Genomic DNA, 19868 nt, shown 5'->3' on the forward strand with positions numbered 1-19868 from the left:
AACTGCAAGTTTGAACGTTCTGGAGTGTACTGTTGATGGAATATAATGTTTTTTTTCCGCCCCATGAAGGCATGCGATTGAGAGATATCGCTGACCGTCTTGGGGCGGAACTGTCTGATCAGGCTACTGGCGAGCGCTTGGTGCGGTCTATTTCTCCGGTGTACCGGGCAAAGTCGGATCAGCTGTGCTACATTCTCTCCCGAAAGAACCGCGAAGAGCTTCTGACCTGCGAGGCTGCGGCCATCATCTGTGATGCAGCGCTTCAAAATCTGGTCCCTGCACATATTCCGGCTTTGATTTGCAAAAATCCGCACACCGTGTTTGCTCAGGCTGGCGCGCTTTTGCACGTATCGGCCATGAAGCCTTCGGCGATCATTGAACAGACCACCGAGATTTCATCCTCCGCGCATATTGATTCCACGGCCAAGCTCGAGGCCGGTGTGATCGTTGAGCCGCTGGCGGTCATCGGCGCGAATGTGCACATCGGCTCCGGCACGCGTATCGGCCCCGGCGCGATCATCGGCGCGGATGTTCAGATCGGACGCGACTGCACGATTGCGGGCGGTGCGAGCATTCTCTCGGCTTTGATCGGCAATGGCGTCATCATCCACAACGGTGCTCGCATCGGGCAGGATGGTTTTGGTTATGCACCTGGCCCACGCGGCATGATTAAGATCGTGCAAATCGGCCGTGTCATTATTCAGGATCATGTCGAGATCGGTGCGAATACCACCGTCGACCGTGGTACCATGGATGATACTGTGATCGGCGAAGGCACGAAAATCGACAACCAGGTTCAGATTGGCCACAATGTGCGCATCGGTCGCCATTGCGGCATCGTCAGCAAGGTTGGCATTGCCGGCAGCACCCGTATCGGTGATGGTGTGATGATCGGCGGTGCCAGCGGCATTAATGGTCATATCACCATTGGAGACGGCGCGCAGATCGCTGCGATGAGCGGCGTTGTCGCTGACGTGCCTGCTGGTGCCAAATATGGTGGCGTTCCGGCGCGGCCGCTCAAACATTTCCTGCGCGACATGGCAGAGCTGCTGGCGCGCGCTGAGGAGCGAGATAAGAAGACAGGAGAGAAGAAGAATGTCTGAAGAGACAAAAACGACGCTTGGCGCGGCTGACATCCTCGAAGTGATGAAGCTGCTGCCACATCGTTATCCCTTTTTGCTGATCGACAAGATCATCGATATCGACGCCGACAATTCGGCAACCGGCATCAAGAATGTGACAGTCAACGAACCGCATTTTACCGGTCACTTTCCCGACCGTCCCATCATGCCCGGCGTTCTGATCGTGGAAGCCATGGCGCAAACGGCGGGTGCCATCTGCGCCCGCAAACAGGGCGACGGCGGTCACCTCGTTTACTTCATGACCATCGACAATGCCCGCTTCCGCAAGCCCGTCGTGCCGGGCGACCGACTTGAAATCTACGTGGTGAAGCAGCGCCAGCGCGGCAATGTGTGGAAATTCCATTGCGATGCGAAGGTGGACGGTGTTCTGGTGGCTGAGGCGGATATAGGTGCGATGATGATCCCTGAGGATCAGCAATGAGCAAGATTGCGGCTTCGGCCAGAATTCACCCGATGTCTTTTATCGAAGACGGTGCGGTCGTCGGTGAAAACGTCGTTGTCGGTCCGTTTTGCCATGTTGGCCCGAAGGTAACCTTGCATGATGACGTTCAGTTGATCAGTCACGTCGTTGTGTTGGGCTGCACGACTGTCGGCAAGGGCACAAAAATCTGGCCGTCCGCTGTCATCGGCGGCGATTCGCAGAGTGCGCATCATAGCGCTGTTGATACGACACTCGTCATCGGCGAAAACTGTACAATCCGCGAGGGTGTGACGATGAACACCGGTACTGTCGAGCATGGCGGCACCACGGTCATCGGCAACAACAATCTGTTTCTGGCTTATGCGCATGTGGCGCATGACTGCCGCCTCGGTAATCATGTCATCCTGTCCAACAACGTCATGCTGGCTGGCCACGTCACGATCGAAGACCGCGCCATTCTGGGTGGTGGCTCTGCCGTCCACCAGTTTACCAGAGTCGGCCGCCAGGCCTTCATCGGCGGGCTGTCCGCCGTCAGCTATGACGTCATTCCCTATGGTATGCTGAACGGCAATCCTGGTATTCTCAGCGGGCTGAACATTGTCGGCATGACACGTGGGGGCATCGAGCGGGCAGAAATCCACAAGGTTCGACGCGCCTACAAGCAGATATTCGAAAGCGAAGGCAATGTGCGGGCCAACGCCGCTGCCATTCGTGATGAGTTTCTGGACTGCCCGCAGGCATTGGAGATCATCGACTTCATCGCCGCGGCCAATGACAGGGCCATCTCTTCGCCCAACCGGGGAAAATAGCCCGTGTCACAGGATGCGGGGCGTCTGGCGATCATCGCGGGCAGTGGACTTCTTCCCTATTATGTGGCGGAAGCTGCAAGAGACGCCGGGGAGACGCCCTTCATCATCCGTTTGCAGAACCATGCGGATCTCGACTGGTCGAATTTCGAAAATGCATCGATCAGCATTGGTGACGTGTCGAGCCTCGGCAAACTCTTGGCGAGCCACGGTATAGGTCGTGTCGTTCTATCCGGTGCTGTGTCGCACCGGCCGGAGTGGCGGGAAATCCGCCCCAATTTCAAGATGATCGCGAAGATGCCGTCGATCATCCGCACGCTTCTGTCCGGCGGTGACGACACGGTGCTTCAGATGGTGATCGGGCTGATCGAGGCGCAAGGTGCGCGGGTGATCGGCGCCCATGAGATCGCACCAGGTTTGCTGGCGACAACCGGCTCTCTGGGACAGATAGAGCCCAGCGATGAGGATCGCCGTGATATTGCCAAGGCTGCGCAGGCAGCGCTTGCACTGGGGGCGCTCGACGTGGGGCAGGGTTCTGTTTCCGTCGGTGGTCGTCTCGTTGCGCTGGAGGGCGTTGAAGGCACCGATGGCATGCTGGCACGTGTCGCTTCGCTTCGTGCCGAAGGTCGTATTTCCAGCCGCCGAAAAGGCGTTCTGGTCAAACTGTGCAAGCCCCAGCAGGATATCCGCGCCGATCTGCCGACCATTGGCCCATCGACGGTGCATAACGCCGCCAAGGCCGGGCTTGCCGGCATTGCCGTGGAAGCGGGCAGGGCCTTCGTGCTCGATCGCGAGGCCATGTTGCAGGCAGCAAACGAGGCGGGATTGTTTGTCTGCGGTATCGATACAGGACTTGCGGGAGAATTGATGTGACCGACAGCGTGCTCAAGCTTGCCGTCATTGCAGGTGAAGTCTCCGGGGATCTGCTGGGTGCTGATCTCGTACGGGCTTTGAAAACGCAATATCCAGGTCGGGTCGAACTGTTGGGTGTCGGTGGCGATGCCCTGATGGCTGAAGGTCTTGTTTCGTTTTTCGATTACTCGGAATTGTCGATCATGGGCTTTACCCAGGTTCTGAAAAAACTGCCGCAACTGATCGCGAGAATCAAGGAAACGGCGAATGCCATCATCGCGGCCAAACCAGATGTTCTGTTGATCATCGACAGCCCGGATTTCACGCACCGTGTGGCAAAGCGCGTTCGCAAAGCCATGCCCAACCTGCCTGTCGTCAACTATGTCTGCCCCAGTGTGTGGGCGTGGAAAGAACAGCGCGCGCCGGCGATGGTGTCCTACGTCGATCACGTCCTGGCACTTTTGCCGTTCGAGCCGGAAACCATGCGCCGCCTGGGCGGGCCACCGACCACTTTTGTCGGTCACCGCCTGAGTGTGGACAAAGACCTGCTTGCTGTTCGCGAAGCACGCGCAGCGCGGCCGTTGCCAACCGCAGGTCAGCCGAGAACCATTCTTCTGCTGCCGGGTTCGCGTTCTACCGAAACGACCCGCTTGATGGAGCCGTTTCAAACAGCTGCGACAGATTTTGTCGATCGCAACGGGCCGACCCGTTTCGTCCTTCCGACGGTTCCCCGTCAGGAAGCGCGCATCCGTGAGCTTGCCGCGTCGTGGCCTGATCATATCCGCCCCGAAATCGGTACGGATACCCCGTTCAAATGGAAGGCATTCGCTGAGGCCGACGCTGCGATCGCTGCATCCGGCACCGTCATTCTGGAGCTCGCGCTTGCCAATGTTCCGCTCGTATCCGTCTACAAGACGGACTGGATTTTCACGATGCTGAGCAGGCGCATAAAAACCTGGACCGGCGCGCTTCCCAACCTGATTGCGGACTACGCATTGGTACCCGAATATATCAACGAGGTCGTGCGCGCCGGCTCCATGCTGCGTTGGGCGGAACGCCTGTCATCCGATACGCTTCAGCGGAAGGCAATGCTGGAAGGCTTTGCGCTGGTGCAGGAGAGATTGCGAACGACACGCCCGCCGGGTGAGGTGGGAGCAGAAATACTACTGTCCACCTATTGGCTCAAGACAGGTGCACTCAGCCGCGCTTTCGAAAGCTGAGACGTCCGGTGGCGCAGAAATGTGTGCTTCATCTCAGTCCGGCACATCGTTTGCGCGTGACAGGCGGTGTCGTGGAAGCGCGTACTCCTCGTAGCAGAAGTGCTGGAAGTCATGCGCGAACTGGCAGCGAAAGGCATGACGCTGGCCATGGTGCCCCAGGAGATGCATTTCGCCCGCGATGTCTGCTTGCGTGTCGTCTTCATGTACGACGGGAAAGTCCACGAAATCGGCCCGCCGGAGGTCGTATGCGCAACACTGAAAACGCCTGAACTGAAACAGTGTTTAGGAATGAAGGCGTCACTGACGCATTGTTGATACCGCTGTAGTCATCAAAAAAGCCGGGCATGACACCCGGCTTTTTGTGTTCGTTACAACGGTCCAAGCTTAGCGCTTGGAGACTGGTGTGTAATCGCGCTTAGCCGCACCCGTGTAGAGCTGGCGAGGGCGACCGATGCGCTGCTGCGGATCTTCGATCATTTCGTTCCACTGTGCGATCCAGCCGACGGTGCGGGCGAGCGCGAACAGAACGGTGAACATGGTCGTTGGGAAGCCGAGCGCCTTCAGCGTGATGCCGGAGTAGAAATCGACGTTCGGATACAGCTTCTTCTCGACGAAGTAAGGATCGGACAGAGCGATCTTCTCGAGTTCGAGAGCGACCTGCATGATCGGATCGTCACCATTGCCGGTGGCTTCCAGAACTTCATACATCGTCTTCTGCATGATCTTGGCGCGCGGGTCGTAGTTTTTATAGACGCGGTGGCCAAAGCCCATCAGGCGGAACGGGTCGTTCTTATCCTTGGCGCGGGCGATGTATTCAGGAATGCGATCAACCGAACCGATTTCGTTGAGCATGTTGAGCGCGGCTTCGTTGGCGCCACCATGGGCAGGTCCCCAAAGGCAGGCGATGCCGGCTGCGATACACGCGAACGGGTTTGCACCGGAAGAGCCGGCAAGGCGAACTGTCGATGTCGATGCGTTCTGCTCATGGTCTGCATGCAGGATGAAGATGCGATCCATAGCGCGGGCCAGGACCGGATCGACCTTGTAATCTTCGCATGGCACGGCAAAGCACATGTTGAGGAAGTTGGACGCGTAGTCCAGGTCGTTCTTCGGATACACGAAGGGCTGGCCGATGTGGTACTTGTAGGCCATTGCCGCGATGGTGGGCATCTTGGCGATCATGCGCAGCGAAGCGACCATGCGCTGGTGAGGATCGGTAATGTCGGTCGAGTCGTGATAGAACGCCGAGAGCGCGCCGACCGTGCCGCACATGACAGCCATTGGGTGGGCGTCGCGGCGATAACCGGTGAAGAAGCGGCTCATCTGCTCATGAACCATGGTGTGGCGCGTGACGCGGGTGTCGAAGTCCTTCTTCTGCGCAGCCGTCGGCAGTTCGCCGTAGAGCAGCAGATAGCAGGTCTCGAGGAAATCACCCTGTTCGGCCAGTTGCTCGATAGGGTAGCCGCGGTGCAGAAGAACACCTTCGTCACCATCGATGTAGGTAATCTTGGACTCGCAAGACGCAGTCGAGGTGAAGCCGGGGTCGTAGGTAAAGGTACCGGTATTTTTGTAAAGCGTGCCGATGTCGACGACCTTAGGTCCGATCGTGCCTTCCCGGACAGGAAGATCGACCTTATTATCGCCGAGTGTCACTGTCGCGCTAGTTTCCGTCATACCATACCTCCGAAATATGCAGGCGATGCGGGGGACGCATCAGCCAGTTTAAGCGTCAGCGATTTAGCTATATGATCTGCGCGATAAAGCCAAGCTATTCAGCGGCCGAATTGTGCATCGCGGCATTCCAAAGTCCTGAAATGGAGCATTTCTACGGCATCCTGTTTCATTCTAGGTCAATGCTTCCTTAATCACACAACCCGTTGCAATCTGCCTTTTCAGGTTGCAAACTAAGCCCCTGCGGCAGGGGGCGCCAGTCGTGTGAACGTTCAGGAAGACAAACGGCAGATCCGTGCTGCAGCAACGGGTTTCGTCTCACAGACGGACCTCGATGATTTGTTGTCCCCGCTGCATACCTCGAGAGGCGCTGTCGTCTTATCCGGTCAAGCGCCAGACCGCATGAAACGTCTGACCTTCCGTGTCTACCAATGGATTCGTCGCTGCGTTGCGGAGGAAGATGCCTACCGGCAAGGCTTTCTTTTCGTCCCGGTGTTCGTCGCGGCAGGTGCGGCCTTCTGGTTTGTCCTTCCTGTCACGCCATCGTCATGGATGCTTCTGGGACTAGCCATTTGCTTGGCCGCCCTGGCCGTTGCCACATATCATCGTCCGGGCGTGACGCCTGCTTTTTTCAAGGTTCTGACACTCGTTCTGGCCGGTATGCTCCTTTCTGACTGGGAGGCAAGGCGAGCAGGGACTGTCATTCTCGATACGCCCGTCACGACGACGGTCAGCGGTACGGTTGAGCGTCGAGAACTGGATGCCAGGGGGTACTGGCGTTATCTGATCGAACTCAAATCCACCTCCGACCCGATCCTCACACGTCCACCGGAACAAGTCTCCGTGGTGTCGCGCAGTCGCCATGAGGCGATTGGTATCGGCCAGACAATCAGCGGAAAAGCCCGTCTCTCTCCACCATCCGGTCCTGCATTGCCCGGGCTCAACGATTTCGCCTTCGCATCTTTTTTTAACGGCGTCGGCGCAACGGGATTTTTCTATGGCGCACCAAAGGCTATGCCATCAGGTCAGGAACAGTCGGAAACAAAGACTTGGACCCAAACGGCCGACACGTGGCTCTACCAACTTCGAAGCAACATCGCTCAGCGTATTCGGGACTTGATCGGAGGGGATGCCGGTGCCTTTGCGGCGTCCATTGTCACCGATGAGAGACGTGCGATTTCCAATGACACGATGGAGGCGCTACGCGTCTCCGGGCTGGCGCATATCGTTGCGATCTCGGGGCTCAATATGGCACTGGCGGCCGGTATCTTCTTCGTGGGACTGCGCACCGCATTCAGCCTGTTTCCGGGGTTTTCGCAGCGCTGGCCCGTCAAGAAAATATCGGCCTTTGCGGCACTCGTGATGACGCTGGCATACTATCTCATTTCCGGTTTTGCGGTTTCAGCCGAACGCGCTTGGTTGATGATGTCGATCATGCTGTTTGCCGTGTTGGTCGACAGGCCGTCGATCAGCCTGCGCAACGTGGCGCTGTCGGCGATCGTCATCATCCTGATATCACCGCATGAGGTGATGGGCCCAAGCTTCCAGATGTCCTTCGCCGCAACACTTGCGCTGGTTTCCGGTTATGCCGCCTGGAGCAGATGGCGCGGGGACCGAGAACGATTGACAATGGCGCGTCCGCCGTGGTGGTTGTCACTGGGCTCCAAAGCGGCAACCATCATCGGTGGTGTCGTCATCACGTCACTGATCGGTGGCATCTCGACCGCCATCTATTCCATCGAACATTTTCACCGGATCACCGCCTATGGTTTGGCCGCAAACCTTGCCGCCATGCCGATCATGTCGCTCATCGTCATGCCGTTTGGGCTGGTCGGCATGCTGTTGATGCCGTTCGGACTGGATGGGCCCTTTCTCAAGGTCATGGGTTACGGCATGGCGATGGTCATCAAGATAGCCAAGGAAGTATCGAGCTGGGGTGGCGACACAACGATTGGACGCCAGAACGGATGGTTTCTCGCGGTATCGACGACCGGCTTCATGCTGATTGCACTGCTGCGGACACGGCTTGCTCTGATCGGGATTCCCTTCATATTCGCTGGGCTGACGATGCTTGTGACAGAGCAATGGCGCAGCAAGCCGGATGTTTTGATTTACGAAGATGGCTCTCTCGTCGCTCTGCTGTCAAAAGATGCAGTTGCAACCACGAAACAGCGCGGCTCCGGTTTCGTTTATGAGCAGTGGGAAAAAGCACTGCCGCTGCCAGCTCAGCATGTGGGAGCGAAGATTCTGGACACGCCGCAAACGGATGACGACGACGCTGGAGAGACCACGGCTCCATCATCTCGGGGTTTCATTCCTCTGACGGACGCTGAACGAAGAAATGCCACGCAAGACATGGAGACCGCCGCGTCAACCGTCGGATTGTTCACATGCCGTAAAGACATGTGGTGCGTTGCGAAATCGGACAAGGATGTCACGATCGCCGTTGTGTTTAATACTGCCTTCACAGGCACAGCATGCGATATTGCCAGCATCGTGGTGACGACACGCCGATCTCCGTTTTCCGCGTGTCGCTCCGGTGCCCTTCTCATCAGCGCCGATACATTACGACGCACGGGCTCCCTCGAACTTTGGCTTGGACGGAAGGATCAACCCATCGCACGTGCCGAAGCTGCAATGCAGGGACAGAGCCGTCTCTGGACGACGCATCGCACCTACGATTGGCGCAGCAAGAGCTACGATGACGCACTGCCTGACCATATCCAGCAGATGCTGTCTGTCGGCCAATAGGTGCCCGCGCGGGACCATTCACCTATGTGGTGCGCAAGTCTTCCAGCCACTCCCCAGACGCTCGCGCTTCAGCCTCATGCCCGGCATCGCGCCAGACCTCCTGCAGTGCTGCTGTTTGCCATTTCTTCATGGATGGAAGAGACAGAAGCAATTGTTTGTAGGTCTCACTTTTCTCAGACAAACCAGTTCCATAGGTCTGGAACCGAAACGCAACAGGGCAGAAAAAAGCATCGACTGCCGTGAAGGTCTTTCCAGCAAGAAATGGACCTCCGGACACAGAAAGGCCCTGCTGCCATAGAGCATCGATGCGGGAGATGTCATGCTGGAGGTTCCCAGTGATTTGGCGTGGTTTGATCCGCAAGCCGACGCTCATGGGGTGCTGGTTGCGCAGCGCCGAGAAGCCCGCATGCATTTCAGCAACCGCAGACCTGGACCATGCGCGTGCTTTCGCGTGATCGGCCCAAACACCAGGGTGCCGTTCGCCCAAGTATTCGATGATCGAAACGGATTCCCAAATCGTGAGATCACCGTCAACAAGGCATGGGACTTTGCCTGTTGGCGAGAACGACTGGAAGTCGTGAACAGTCTCGCCAAACGGCACCAGTTTTTCCTCGAACGGAATAGCAAGTTCTTGCATCAGAACCCAGGGCCGCAAGGACCAGGAAGAGTAGTTCTTGTTGGTTATGTAAAGTTCATACATCCGAAGCCCCCTGTTGTCAGGACTGTGTTATCGCAGGTCACATGATTGATACAGACGACCTACGAGATCAAAGACTTCAATTTATTTGATGTTGCGCAATCCGGTCTAGTCTGAAAAATGGGTGTCTTCGACATGAATTCCGGGGCAGAGGCAATCATAAAACATCGCTGAAAAAAACATCCAAAGGCGCAAATCGTCATGCGGCCCGTAACGTCATTGTAGTCGCCAAACACACGGGCGGTGACGTGACAGGATCACGCGATGCAAACCGCGATCACGCGACCATCGAGGTCAAGGTTCAATCATCGATAGCGATTTGGGATGACACCAGCGCAGCGGGGGCCACGCTGTTACGAGAAAACGCCAAAGAATTTCGCGAACCAAAACTTGCAATTTGCTCAGTGATAACGGCGAATGAGGCCGACCAGCTTGCCCTGAATCTTTACGCGATCCGGTCCGAAAATACGTGTCTCGTACGCCGGGTTTGCAGCTTCCAATGCAATGGATGCACCCTTGCGGCGGAAACGCTTCAATGTCGCCTCCTCATCATCCACGAGGGCAACGACGATATCGCCGGGGCTTGCTGTGCTTCCGTCGCGAATAATGACGGTATCGCCGTCAAAAATTCCTGCCTCGATCATCGAATCGCCTTTGACCTCAAGCGCATAATGCTCGCCCGAACCCAGCATATCCAAGGGCACGACGACGTCGTGCGTATTGTTCTGAATGGCTGAGATGGGAACGCCTGCTGCGATGCGTCCCATGACAGGAACACTGACGGCGTTGGACATCACGTCATTGGCTGGCGGAGGAGGCTCCGAAGCTTTTGGCTTGCCAAGGCTACCTTCGATCACGCTTGGTGAAAACCCGCGTGGTGGCTTTGCTGGGGGAGTGTAGGACTCAGGAAGCTTGATGACTTCGAGCGCGCGTGCACGATTCGGTAGCCGGCGAATGAACCCGCGTTCTTCCAAGGCTGTTATCAGCCGGTGAATGCCGGATTTCGAGGCGAGATCGAGTGCATCCTTCATTTCATCGAAGGAGGGGGGCACGCCTGATTCTTTCATTCTTTCATGAATGAAGAGAAGCAATTCCTGCTGTTTGCGCGTGAGCATGGACAATACCCTTGGATTTCGAGGCGAAGATTCGCGAAACAAATACAGAACGAACACTATATGTTCCATATGTGTTCTGCAATCCCCTAAAATTTTGTAAAGTTCCTGTCATTGTGTGTCTTTGCGCGTCACATAATCATCCTGTAGGAAATGTTATGCGGCTAGGACGTTGTTTGTCGCCGATAACAGGATGTGGATTTCCAAATGAGTCGCGACATCGATCATCTTGTCCTGCCGGTCTCGAGCTTGGAAGACGCACGTGGACGCCTTTCCTCACTCGGTTTTACCGTCTCTGCGAGTGCCAAACATCCCTTCGGCACAGAGAACGCCTGTGTCTTTTTGAAAGATGGAACCTATTTGGAGCCACTGGCAATCAGCGATGCCGGTACGTATTCGATGAATGCGATGAGCGGGAGCGCCTTCGTCTCAAAGGATAAACGCTTTCGCGATCAGCGTGGCCAGAACGGAATGTCTGCCCTTGTTGCCAAGAGCGAGAATGCCGATTCGGATCACGAGCATTTTATTGCGGCAGGTTTATCCGGCGGAGATCCTTTTTCATTCAGTCGTCCCGTTACATTGCCGGATGGCAATACCTCGCAGGCAAGCTTTCGACTGGCCTTCGCGGGCGACAACGCGAGTGACGTCTTCTTTTTTTCGTGTCAGCGCATAGCAGCACTTCCGGCTGATCGCTCTGACCTCGAGCGCCACAAAAATGGCGTCACCGGTATTCATCAAGTCGTTCTGAGCGCAGACAAGCCAAGCAATTTCACGCGCTTGATAGAGTTGGTTTTCGATGCAACGGCCGTTGGTGAAGGTGAGGAAGAACTTTATGTCCAGGCGTCGAGCGTTGGCATTCGGCTTGTCAGACCGGCGGCAGCCCAGCATTTCTTTGACGCACCTCCGCAAAGTATCGGTCCGGGTTTGAACGGTGAGGCAATTGTCTTTTCGGTATCCGATCTCGCCGTGACAGCAGCCGTGCTTGCTGCTAATGGCGTTGCATACACGCGTAAGGGCGCTCGTGTGCTGGTTCAGCCAGCTTCCGGCCAGGGCGCGATATTTGCTTTCGAGGAGTTATGATGAGCGTTCGCAACAATCTTGATGTCGTCGTCGGCGAAGGTGCCGGACAGGTCACATTCTCCAACACGAAGCGTTTCTCGCTGATCGCTGGCCCTTGCCAGATGGAAAGCCGTGATCATGCCTTCATGATTGCGGAAAACCTCGCCGAACTTTGCGGTAGGCTTGGGATAGGTCTGGTCTACAAGTCCTCCTACGACAAGGCTAACCGCACATCTCTGTCGGGACAGCGAGGCATCGGGATAGAGAAGGCACTGGAGGTCTTTTCCGAGTTGAAACAACAATTCGGCTTCCCGGTTTTGTCCGACATTCACACGGAAGAGCAGTGCGCCACTGTCGCGCCTGTCATCGACATTCTGCAAATCCCTGCTTTCCTTAGCCGACAAACGGACCTTCTAGTTGCCGCCGCCAAGACAGGCCGCGTGATCAACGTCAAGAAGGGCCAGTTTCTAGCGCCCTGGGACATGAAGAACGTTCTGGCCAAGTTGAACGATAGCGGCAACCCGAATGTGCTTTTGTGCGAACGCGGCGCATCGTTCGGTTACAACACGCTTGTGTCCGACATGCGCTCCCTGCCTATCATGGCATCGCTCGGCGCGCCTGTCGTGTTCGATGCGACCCATTCGGTTCAACAGCCGGGCGGGCAGGGCGGCTCAACGGGTGGACAGCGGGAATTCGTGGAAACGCTGTCGCGCGCCGCCGTCGCAGTCGGGATTGCCGGTCTGTTCGTCGAAACGCACGAAGATCCGGACAATGCACCCTCGGATGGCCCTAACATGGTTCATTTGAAAGACATGCCCAAGCTTCTGGAAAAACTTCTGGCCTTCGACGACATCGCGAAATCGGCCTGACGGGTTTTGGCCTCAATCGACTTTTATGGACTACCGGCGCCTGAACGGGCGCCGTCATTGTAATTTCTTGATGGTCGTCTAAAGCGACTGAGGAAATCCAATCGAGTCGTCATCCCGACGCTCTGTTTATCGCGCCACGCATCGTAAAAGCGCTTCACAGTTTTTAGTATGCGCTCTAAGACAGGCAACTGAATATCCTGTTCCAGTCCCAAAGGGAGAGATCATGACAGCCATTACCGACATCATCGCACGCGAAATTCTCGACAGCCGTGGCAACCCGACTGTTGAGGTCGATGTCTATCTCGAAGACGGGTCGTTTGGCCGTGCGGCGGTTCCATCGGGTGCGTCGACGGGTGCGCATGAGGCCGTCGAATTGCGCGACGGTGGCAAGCGTTATCTCGGTAAGGGTGTCGAAAAGGCAGTCGAAGCCGTCAACACGGAAATCTTCGATGCGTTGGGTGGTTTCGATGCTGAAAGCCAGATCCATGTCGACCAGACCCTGATCGAGCTCGATGGCACGCCCAACAAGTCCCGCTTGGGCGCAAACGCCATCCTCGGCGTTTCCCTGGCTGTTGCCAAGGCTGCGGCCGAAACCACCGGCCTGCCACTTTATCGTTATGTTGGCGGCCCCAACGCGCATCTGCTGCCGGTTCCGATGATGAACATCATCAACGGCGGTGCACACGCCGACAATCCGATCGACTTCCAGGAATTCATGATCATGCCGATTGGCGCGGAAAATATCCGTGACGCCGTGCGTATTGGCGCGGAAATCTTCCACGTTCTGAAGAAGGAACTGTCGGCACAGGGTTTCAACACCAATGTGGGTGATGAGGGCGGCTTCGCGCCGGGCCTGAAGAGCGCGCCTGAAGCGCTCGACTTCATCATGAAGTCGGTCGAAAAGGCTGGCTACAAGCCGGGCGATGATGTTGCACTGGCACTCGATTGCGCCTCGACCGAGTTCTTCAAGAACGGCAAATACGAGATGGAAGGCGAGGGCCGTACGCTCGAGCCGGAAGCCATGGCGGATTACCTTGCCGAACTCGCAGGCAAATATCCGATCATCTCCATCGAAGACGGCATGGCCGAAGACGATTGGGATGGCTGGAAATACCTGACGGACAAGATCGGCTCCAAGGTTCAGCTTGTCGGCGACGATCTTTTCGTCACCAACTCCGCGCGCCTCCGTGACGGTATCAAGATGGGTGTGGCCAACTCCATCCTCGTCAAGGTCAACCAGATCGGTTCGCTGACGGAAACGCTCGACGCGGTTGAGACGGCACACAAGGCTGGCTACACCGCCGTCATGTCTCACCGCTCCGGTGAAACGGAAGATTCAACGATTGCCGATCTTGCCGTTGCGACCAACTGCGGACAGATCAAGACCGGCTCGCTCTCGCGCTCCGACCGTCTGGCCAAGTACAACCAGTTGATCCGCATCGAAGAAATGCTCGGTCCGCAGGCCGCTTACGCAGGTCGTTCGATCCTGCGCGGCTAAGCTTCTCACCTACCGTATCAAACGAAAGGCCCGGAGCGATCCGGGCCTTTTTCATGCGCCAAATTTGGGGGCGCGGCTGGACCAGACGGGCTGACTGAGGCTTTGCAGCCCTTGGACCGGTTTCCCGTCTATCCGTGCGAGCAAAGCCCTGGCCAGTTCCCGACCCGCCAGCTTGATGTCCTCGTTCACCGTGTGGATTTCGGGACGAAGCCAGTTTAGAAAATCGGCAGATTGTTTGGACACCACGTCGATATCTCTTCCGACCTTTTTGCCCGCCTCTTCGACGCCAGCGATGAAGGCGATGGTGGACGTGCCACTGATCGATACCAAACCGTCGGGACAGTCCGGTGCGCTCATCAGCGCCTGGCTTACCGCTTTGATTTGATCGAGCGGCGTATCGTTGCTGATGATGCCGTTCAGCGGAAATTCTGAGAGGCCGAAATCGTGCAGGCCACGCTTAAAGCCACGCCGTGCGAAATCATAATAGGAAAACTGCTTCTGAGGCAGCAAGACGGCAATGCGCTTTCGTCCACATTGAGACAGCCGCTTCATTGCCTCGTAGACATAGGCCTCGTTATCGAAATCATGATAGGGGTGATCGATACCCATATTGGTACGGCCATGGGCTGCGAAGGGCATGTTGCGTTCCGTCATGAAGCGGACGCGTGCATCGTCCGGCTGCATTTTTGAAATGATGACGCCATCGGCAGAGCCCGTGTCCAGAATATACTGGATTGGGACCATCGGGTCCCTCGCATGCGTATGAGGTGTGACCACCAAGTGGTACTGCGTGTTGGCCAGCACCTCGGTGATGCCGAACACCAGTTGGGTGGTGAAGCCCATCAGCTCTTCGTCCACGCTCAGAACCAGGGCGATGACATTTGTCTTGCCTGTGCGCAAACGAACGCCTGCACGATTCGGCTGGTAGCCGATCTGCCGCGCCACCTGACGAACACGTTCCTTGGTTTCCGCCCCGATATCAGGTGCATCTTTCAGCGCACGAGACACAGTCGTGATGCCGAGGCCGGTCATATAGGCTATCGTCTTGAGAGTGGGGCGCTCATAACCCGCCAGTGTTTGGACGTTCGTCTCGGGTTCTATGCTGTCATCCATGTCGCCACTCACTATCAGTTCTGCGTGATATGGTAGAGCGCTTTTCGAGTGTTGCAAAGCAGATAGCCGCTTTGCAGGGGAAATGAGAAAAACACGGCTGTAACGATACAGTCAGTTTAGTCGCTACATGTTGAGATAGGCTTCCTCAATATGGCGCAACTTTTCTAAAAAAAGGGACCTGCAGTGTCTCAAATAAAATTAATTTTTAACATTAAAAAAAGTCAATAAATATATGATATTTAATTTTAATATATAAAATAATAATGCGATTTTCTCCTGCATTTAAGTTGTCGATCCACCTCGCGATTCAGAATTTGTAATCCCTCGTGACCATCGGAAAATTTTCCGGTAACGTTGCCGGTGGAGGGAGAGTTTGTGTTTCGGCGAATTCGGGAAGTGGCCGACAGCGCACTGGAAAGCAGCAAAGGCCACTTGCAGCGTTTCCGCGATCCTCAAGTCTTTCAATACGGTATGACAAAATGGCAGGGCAGGATATGACATCATCTTACGCAAGCGACGTCTCGGTCGACCTTTCCGGGGACTGGAAACTTTCATGCGCCGAGGGTGAGCATGATGCTCCGATCACAGTTCCCGGGGACGTGCATACTGCCTTGCGTGAGGCGAAGATCATTCCGGACCCATATTTCGGGCGTAACGAAATTGACGTGCAATGGGTGGCTGAGCGCGACTGGATGATTGAGCGCAGCTTTCATGTCGATGATGCCGAGGCACGCTGGTATCTGGACGTCGATTATCTCGATACGGTCGCAGTGGTCTTCGTGAACGATGTGCCCGTGCTGTCAGCGGACAACTGCTTCCGCCGGTATCGGCCGGATGTGTCCAGCGCGCTGGTGCCGGGCGAGAACAGTATTCGCATCCATTTTCATTCCAGCATCAAGGCCGGTGCGGAGCGGCAGGAGGCGCAGCCGTTCTACGTGCCTTATCACCCCGGCAACTCACCGATCCCGAACGGCAACATGCTGAGAAAGCCGCAATGCCATTTTGGCTGGGACTGGAACATCGCGCTGGCACCATTGGGCCTCTATGGTGCCATTGCGTTGCGGCGGCTGGATGCGGCGCGGATTGAGAGCGTCAACACATCGCAGCGCCATGTCGAGGACGGGGTGGAGCTTCATGTCGAAGTGACGCTTCATGCTGCGCAGGCGGCGAGCGTGCCGATCCACCTTTCGCTTGGCGAGGAGAGGCTGCGGTTGGACTGCGGCGTCAATGCAGGCGATACGGTGCTGCGCCACGTCTTCTTTGTCGAAAAGCCGAAATTGTGGTGGCCGGCGGGCAGTGGCGAGCAGACGCTCTACACACTGACAGTTGAACTTCCAGATGAATCCGTGACGCGGCAGATCGGTTTTCGCACCATCGAACTTCTGACGGATAAGGACGAGGCAGGTAGCCGCTTTGCGTTTCGCGTCAACGGACGGGAGATTTTCTGCCGTGGTGCAAACTGGATACCGGCGGATGCGCTTCATTCTTTAAACAGCCGCGAAAAGACCGAGGACTTGCTGTTGTCTGCGGTCGAAGCCAACATGAACATGATCCGCGTCTGGGGCGGTGGTTTCTATGAGCATGACTGGTTCTACGATCTCTGCGACAGACTGGGGCTGATGGTTTGGCAAGACTTCATGTTTGCCTGCAACCTCTATCCCTGCACCGAAGACTTCCTGGATAATGTCGAGCATGAAGTCAGCTATCAGGTGAAGCGACTGTCCTCGCATCCGTCCATCGCGCTGTGGTGCGGCGATAACGAACTCGTGGGCGCACTGACGTGGTTCGATGAATCCCGAGACAATCGCGACCGGTATCTGGTGGCCTATGACCGGCTGAACCGGACGATTGAGAACGCGCTGAAAAAAGCCGCTCCATCTGCACTGTGGTGGCCATCCAGCCCGGCGTCCGGTTATCTCGATTATGGCGACGCATGGCACGCAGACGGCTCAGGCGATATGCACTACTGGTCCGTCTGGCACGAAAACAAATCCTTCGACAACTACCGTGCCGTCAAGCCGCGCTTCTGCTCGGAGTTCGGTTTCCAGTCCTACACATCCATGCCGGTGGTCAAGACCTATGCGGATGAGAAGGACATGAACATCTCCTCACCGGTGATAGAGCTGCACCAGAAGAATGCGGGCGGCAATGAGCGGATTGCAGGTACCATGTTCCGCTATTTCCGCTTTCCCAAAGATTTCGAAAATTTCGTCTATATCAGTCAGGTGCAGCAGGCGCTCGCCATCAAGACGGCGGTGGAATATTGGCGCTCCCTGAAACCGCATTGTATGGGCACGCTGTACTGGCAGTTGAACGACACCTGGCCAGTGGCCTCGTGGTCGAGCCTGGATTACGGCGGAAGCTGGAAAGCGCTGCACTATGCCGCCCGTCGCTTTTTCCAGCCTGTCAGCGTTTCCGCCATTCCATCCGACGATGGCAAGACGGTGCGTTTCTCGACGGTCAACGACACGGCGGAAGAGGTGGAGATCGACATGAATATCTTCGCACTCTCAACCGATGGATCGCGCACGCCGTTGAAATCCGCACGCGGTACCTGCGGCCCGGATGCGGCCGCGACCATGACGGAAGTCGACATGATGCAGCTTGCTGACGGTGCCTTGCTTTCCTGGAATTTCATCGCATCCAACGGGATGACCGGCGAGGGGCACCACGTTGCCCAAACCTACAAGGCACTGGAACTGCAACCTTCGGGTCTCAAACACCACGTCAAACTACAGGATGACGGGACGTTCGAAGTGGAAGTCTCGACATCGGGACTGGCTCTCTTTGTGATGATCGAAGCCGATATTGCCGGACGTTATTCCGACAATCTGTTCGATCTGGCTGCGGGCGAGACACGCCGTATCGTCTTCTCCCCCAAAAACGACGAGCAGACATCGCGCCCGTCTTTCAAGATTTTCGATCTGTATTCGTCGCAATCACAAGGTTGAAACGACAGCAGGATCCTTTAACATCGCCTACCCATCCAGCCTGTATATTCTTCAGCAGGCAACAGCATTTTCAAGGAGGAGCATCCATGGCCTGGCAACCGGCTGAAAACCGTTACGCGTCGATGAAATATAATCATTGTGGTACATCGGGGCTGAAGCTTCCGGCGATCTCGCTCGGCCTTTGGCACAATTTCGGTAACGATTTTTCACATAAGACAAAGCAGGACATTTGCCGCAAGGCGTTCGATCTGGGTATCACCCACTTCGATCTCGCCAACAATTACGGTCCACCTCCTGGCAGCGCCGAAACGGCATTCGGTGAAATTCTGCGCACCGATTTTACGGGTTATCGTGACGAGTTGGTGATCTCGTCCAAGGCGGGTTACAACATGTGGCCGGGTCCATATGGAGAATGGGGTAGCCGCAAATATCTCATCTCATCCTGCGACCAGAGCCTGAAGCGCATGGGGCTGGACTATGTCGATATCTTCTATTCGCACCGCTTCGACCCGGATACGCCGCTGGAGGAAACCTGTGGGGCGCTGGACCACATTGTGCGGTCGGGTAGGGCACTTTATGTGGGGATTTCCTCCTACAATTCGCAGCGCACCCGTGAAGCCGCGGCCATTCTGAAGGAGCTGGGAACGCCTTGCATCATCCACCAGCCCAGCTACTCGATGATCAATCGCTGGATCGAAGAGGATGGGTTGGTCGATACGCTCGAGGAACTCGGTATCGGATCGATCGTATTCTCGCCGCTGGCGCAAGGCATGTTGACCACCAAATACCTCGGTGGCGTGCCAGATGCCAGCCGTGCCAGCCAGGGCAAGTCTCTGAACCCAGCTTTCCTCAATGAGCGCAACATCGAGAATATTCGTGGCCTGAATGCAATCGCTGAACGTCGTGGCCAGACGCTGGCGCAGATGGCCATCGCCTGGGTTCTGCGCGGCGGGCACATCACCACAGCACTCATTGGCGCCAGCCGCCCCGAGCAGGTCGAAGACTGTGTCAAAGCGCTCGATAAACCGGATTTCACCGCTGAGGAGCTTTCGGAAATCGATCGCTTTGCCAAAGATGCTGACATTAATCTCTGGGCGAAATCCGCCGAGTTGAAGCCGTAAATGAAGGCCGTCCCGGATTTTTCGGGACGGCTTTTCTCGCCACGCGGCTTGACGTAAACTTTAAGTGATCGTTCTAAGCATTAAGAACCATTACGGAATTGTAATTTCTGGTTCAGTTTCCGTTCATCGTTGTGACGGTAGTGTCTGGTCATCACTTCATGAAAGGAAACACCGATGAAAAAGTTTCTATCCGTTCTTCTGGCCGCCACCGTTCTTGCCGCGCCAATGGCACAGGCCCAGAGCCGTTATGATGACCGGCCCGGCCACAGAATGGAGCGCTCGGTGACCACCAAGAAGGTGATCATCAAGAAGCACCGTTGGGATCGTGGCCAACGTCTATCTGCGGCGGAACGTCGCCACATGGTTGATCGTCGCGATTATCGTCGTCATAGCCTGAGAGAGCCAGGTCGTGGCCAGCGCTGGGTGCGCATCGATAATCAGTATTTGCTCATCAACGCTGCCAACGGCATCATTATCGGCCTGTCCAGCAGCCGTTAATGCACTGCTTGATCTGACCTGCGACCGTGGAGCACTTCCACGGTCGCAGTCGTTTTCGAAGGCGATGTCATCCGTGATCGCCTCGCA

The 19868-nt window shown here is 56.2% G+C and carries 16 protein-coding genes and 1 pseudogene; 13 read left to right on the plus strand and 4 right to left on the minus strand.

Annotated elements, in window-relative coordinates:
- Window positions 1-35: 35 nt before the first annotated feature.
- The 6 genes and pseudogenes from lpxD to RMR21_RS06735 all read left to right on the plus strand — a co-directional run.
- Window positions 36-1103, plus strand: a complete 1068-nt coding sequence (lpxD, locus tag RMR21_RS06710) for a UDP-3-O-(3-hydroxymyristoyl)glucosamine N-acyltransferase (RefSeq protein WP_498669889.1) — start codon at window positions 36-38, stop codon at window positions 1101-1103.
- The gene (fabZ, locus tag RMR21_RS06715) at window positions 1096-1563 is read left to right on the plus strand and encodes a 3-hydroxyacyl-ACP dehydratase FabZ (protein WP_045230517.1); all 468 of its coding nucleotides are present in this window, start codon (window positions 1096-1098) and stop codon (window positions 1561-1563) included. Before lpxD ends, fabZ begins: the two co-directional genes overlap by 8 nt.
- Window positions 1560-2372 carry an acyl-ACP--UDP-N-acetylglucosamine O-acyltransferase gene (lpxA, locus tag RMR21_RS06720; protein ID WP_498669892.1) on the plus strand — a complete coding sequence of 271 codons (813 nt, stop codon included), beginning with the start codon at window positions 1560-1562 and terminating at the stop codon, window positions 2370-2372. The genes fabZ and lpxA overlap by 4 nt, the downstream gene beginning before the upstream one ends.
- A 3-nt stretch (window positions 2373-2375) precedes the next feature.
- Entirely contained in the window at window positions 2376-3242 is an 867-nt protein-coding gene (locus RMR21_RS06725) for an LpxI family protein (protein ID WP_498669893.1), read from the plus strand.
- Window positions 3239-4441 carry a lipid-A-disaccharide synthase gene (gene lpxB, locus RMR21_RS06730; protein ID WP_498669894.1) on the plus strand — a complete coding sequence of 401 codons (1203 nt, stop codon included), beginning with the start codon at window positions 3239-3241 and terminating at the stop codon, window positions 4439-4441. Before RMR21_RS06725 ends, lpxB begins: the two co-directional genes overlap by 4 nt.
- A gap of 87 nt (window positions 4442-4528) precedes the next feature.
- Window positions 4529-4756: pseudogene (locus RMR21_RS06735) on the plus strand (amino acid ABC transporter ATP-binding protein); the annotation flags it as partial.
- A gap of 69 nt (window positions 4757-4825) precedes the next feature.
- Here RMR21_RS06735 and gltA read toward each other — a convergent pair.
- Window positions 4826-6115 carry a citrate synthase gene (gltA, locus tag RMR21_RS06740; protein ID WP_498669895.1) on the minus strand — a complete coding sequence of 430 codons (1290 nt, stop codon included), beginning with the start codon at window positions 6113-6115 and terminating at the stop codon, window positions 4826-4828.
- A 399-nt stretch (window positions 6116-6514) separates the two neighbouring features.
- On the opposite strand from gltA, the gene RMR21_RS06745 reads away from it, so the two are divergent.
- On the plus strand, window positions 6515-8863 hold the full coding sequence (locus RMR21_RS06745; protein ID WP_498669896.1) for a ComEC/Rec2 family competence protein: 2349 nt from the start codon (window positions 6515-6517) through the stop codon (window positions 8861-8863).
- Window positions 8864-8885: 22 nt separating this feature from the next.
- Here the strand turns inward: RMR21_RS06745 and RMR21_RS06750 are convergent, their stop codons facing one another.
- The gene (locus tag RMR21_RS06750; RefSeq protein WP_498669897.1) at window positions 8886-9563 is read right to left on the minus strand and encodes a glutathione S-transferase family protein; all 678 of its coding nucleotides are present in this window, start codon (window positions 9561-9563) and stop codon (window positions 8886-8888) included.
- Between the two features lie 398 nt (window positions 9564-9961).
- Entirely contained in the window at window positions 9962-10675 is a 714-nt protein-coding gene (gene lexA / locus RMR21_RS06755) for a transcriptional repressor LexA (RefSeq protein ID WP_498669898.1), read from the minus strand.
- A gap of 204 nt (window positions 10676-10879) precedes the next feature.
- Here lexA and RMR21_RS06760 point away from each other — a divergent pair, with 204 nt between their 5' ends.
- From RMR21_RS06760 to eno, 3 genes are all read left to right on the plus strand, one after another.
- Entirely contained in the window at window positions 10880-11752 is an 873-nt protein-coding gene (locus RMR21_RS06760; RefSeq protein ID WP_498669899.1) for a VOC family protein, read from the plus strand.
- On the plus strand, window positions 11752-12600 hold the full coding sequence (gene kdsA / locus RMR21_RS06765) for a 3-deoxy-8-phosphooctulonate synthase (protein ID WP_498669900.1): 849 nt from the start codon (window positions 11752-11754) through the stop codon (window positions 12598-12600). Before RMR21_RS06760 ends, kdsA begins: the two co-directional genes overlap by 1 nt.
- A gap of 223 nt (window positions 12601-12823) precedes the next feature.
- A complete protein-coding gene (gene eno / locus RMR21_RS06770; RefSeq protein ID WP_498669901.1) occupies window positions 12824-14098 on the plus strand; it encodes a phosphopyruvate hydratase in 1275 nt (424 codons plus the stop codon).
- Between the two features lie 51 nt (window positions 14099-14149).
- Here eno and RMR21_RS06775 read toward each other — a convergent pair whose 3' ends face one another.
- A complete protein-coding gene (locus RMR21_RS06775) occupies window positions 14150-15211 on the minus strand; it encodes a LacI family transcriptional regulator (protein WP_498669902.1) in 1062 nt (353 codons plus the stop codon).
- A 479-nt stretch (window positions 15212-15690) separates the two neighbouring features.
- Here RMR21_RS06775 and RMR21_RS06780 point away from each other — a divergent pair, with 479 nt between their 5' ends.
- From RMR21_RS06780 to RMR21_RS06790, 3 genes are all read left to right on the plus strand, one after another.
- A complete protein-coding gene (locus RMR21_RS06780) occupies window positions 15691-18162 on the plus strand; it encodes a beta-mannosidase (RefSeq protein WP_498669903.1) in 2472 nt (823 codons plus the stop codon).
- An 86-nt stretch (window positions 18163-18248) separates the two neighbouring features.
- Complete coding sequence (gene mgrA / locus RMR21_RS06785; protein WP_498669904.1) at window positions 18249-19283, plus strand: L-glyceraldehyde 3-phosphate reductase; 1035 nt, start codon at window positions 18249-18251, stop codon at window positions 19281-19283.
- A gap of 174 nt (window positions 19284-19457) precedes the next feature.
- A complete protein-coding gene (locus tag RMR21_RS06790; protein WP_498669905.1) occupies window positions 19458-19781 on the plus strand; it encodes an RcnB family protein in 324 nt (107 codons plus the stop codon).
- The last annotated feature ends 87 nt before the right edge of the window (window positions 19782-19868 follow it).

This window comes from Agrobacterium sp. rho-8.1, from assembly GCF_033957725.1.
In the GTDB taxonomy this organism is placed as follows: domain Bacteria; phylum Pseudomonadota; class Alphaproteobacteria; order Rhizobiales; family Rhizobiaceae; genus Agrobacterium.

Excerpts from the sequence above, each read along its gene's own strand:
- RMR21_RS06775 (WP_498669902.1), bottom strand. The coding sequence starts at position 15,211 with ATGGATGACAGCATAGAACCCGAGACGAACGTCCAAACACTGGCGGGT.
- eno (WP_498669901.1), top strand. The coding sequence starts at position 12,824 with ATGACAGCCATTACCGACATCATCGCACGCGAAATTCTCGACAGCCGT.
- lexA (WP_498669898.1), bottom strand. The coding sequence starts at position 10,675 with ATGCTCACGCGCAAACAGCAGGAATTGCTTCTCTTCATTCATGAAAGA.
- RMR21_RS06760 (WP_498669899.1), top strand. The coding sequence starts at position 10,880 with ATGAGTCGCGACATCGATCATCTTGTCCTGCCGGTCTCGAGCTTGGAA.
- RMR21_RS06780 (WP_498669903.1), top strand. The coding sequence starts at position 15,691 with ATGGCAGGGCAGGATATGACATCATCTTACGCAAGCGACGTCTCGGTC.
- fabZ (WP_045230517.1), top strand. The coding sequence starts at position 1,096 with ATGTCTGAAGAGACAAAAACGACGCTTGGCGCGGCTGACATCCTCGAA.
- gltA (WP_498669895.1), bottom strand. The coding sequence starts at position 6,115 with ATGACGGAAACTAGCGCGACAGTGACACTCGGCGATAATAAGGTCGAT.
- RMR21_RS06745 (WP_498669896.1), top strand. The coding sequence starts at position 6,515 with ATGAAACGTCTGACCTTCCGTGTCTACCAATGGATTCGTCGCTGCGTT.
- lpxD (WP_498669889.1), top strand. The coding sequence starts at position 36 with ATGGAATATAATGTTTTTTTTCCGCCCCATGAAGGCATGCGATTGAGA.
- kdsA (WP_498669900.1), top strand. The coding sequence starts at position 11,752 with ATGAGCGTTCGCAACAATCTTGATGTCGTCGTCGGCGAAGGTGCCGGA.
- RMR21_RS06750 (WP_498669897.1), bottom strand. The coding sequence starts at position 9,563 with ATGTATGAACTTTACATAACCAACAAGAACTACTCTTCCTGGTCCTTG.
- lpxA (WP_498669892.1), top strand. The coding sequence starts at position 1,560 with ATGAGCAAGATTGCGGCTTCGGCCAGAATTCACCCGATGTCTTTTATC.
- RMR21_RS06790 (WP_498669905.1), top strand. The coding sequence starts at position 19,458 with ATGAAAAAGTTTCTATCCGTTCTTCTGGCCGCCACCGTTCTTGCCGCG.
- mgrA (WP_498669904.1), top strand. The coding sequence starts at position 18,249 with ATGGCCTGGCAACCGGCTGAAAACCGTTACGCGTCGATGAAATATAAT.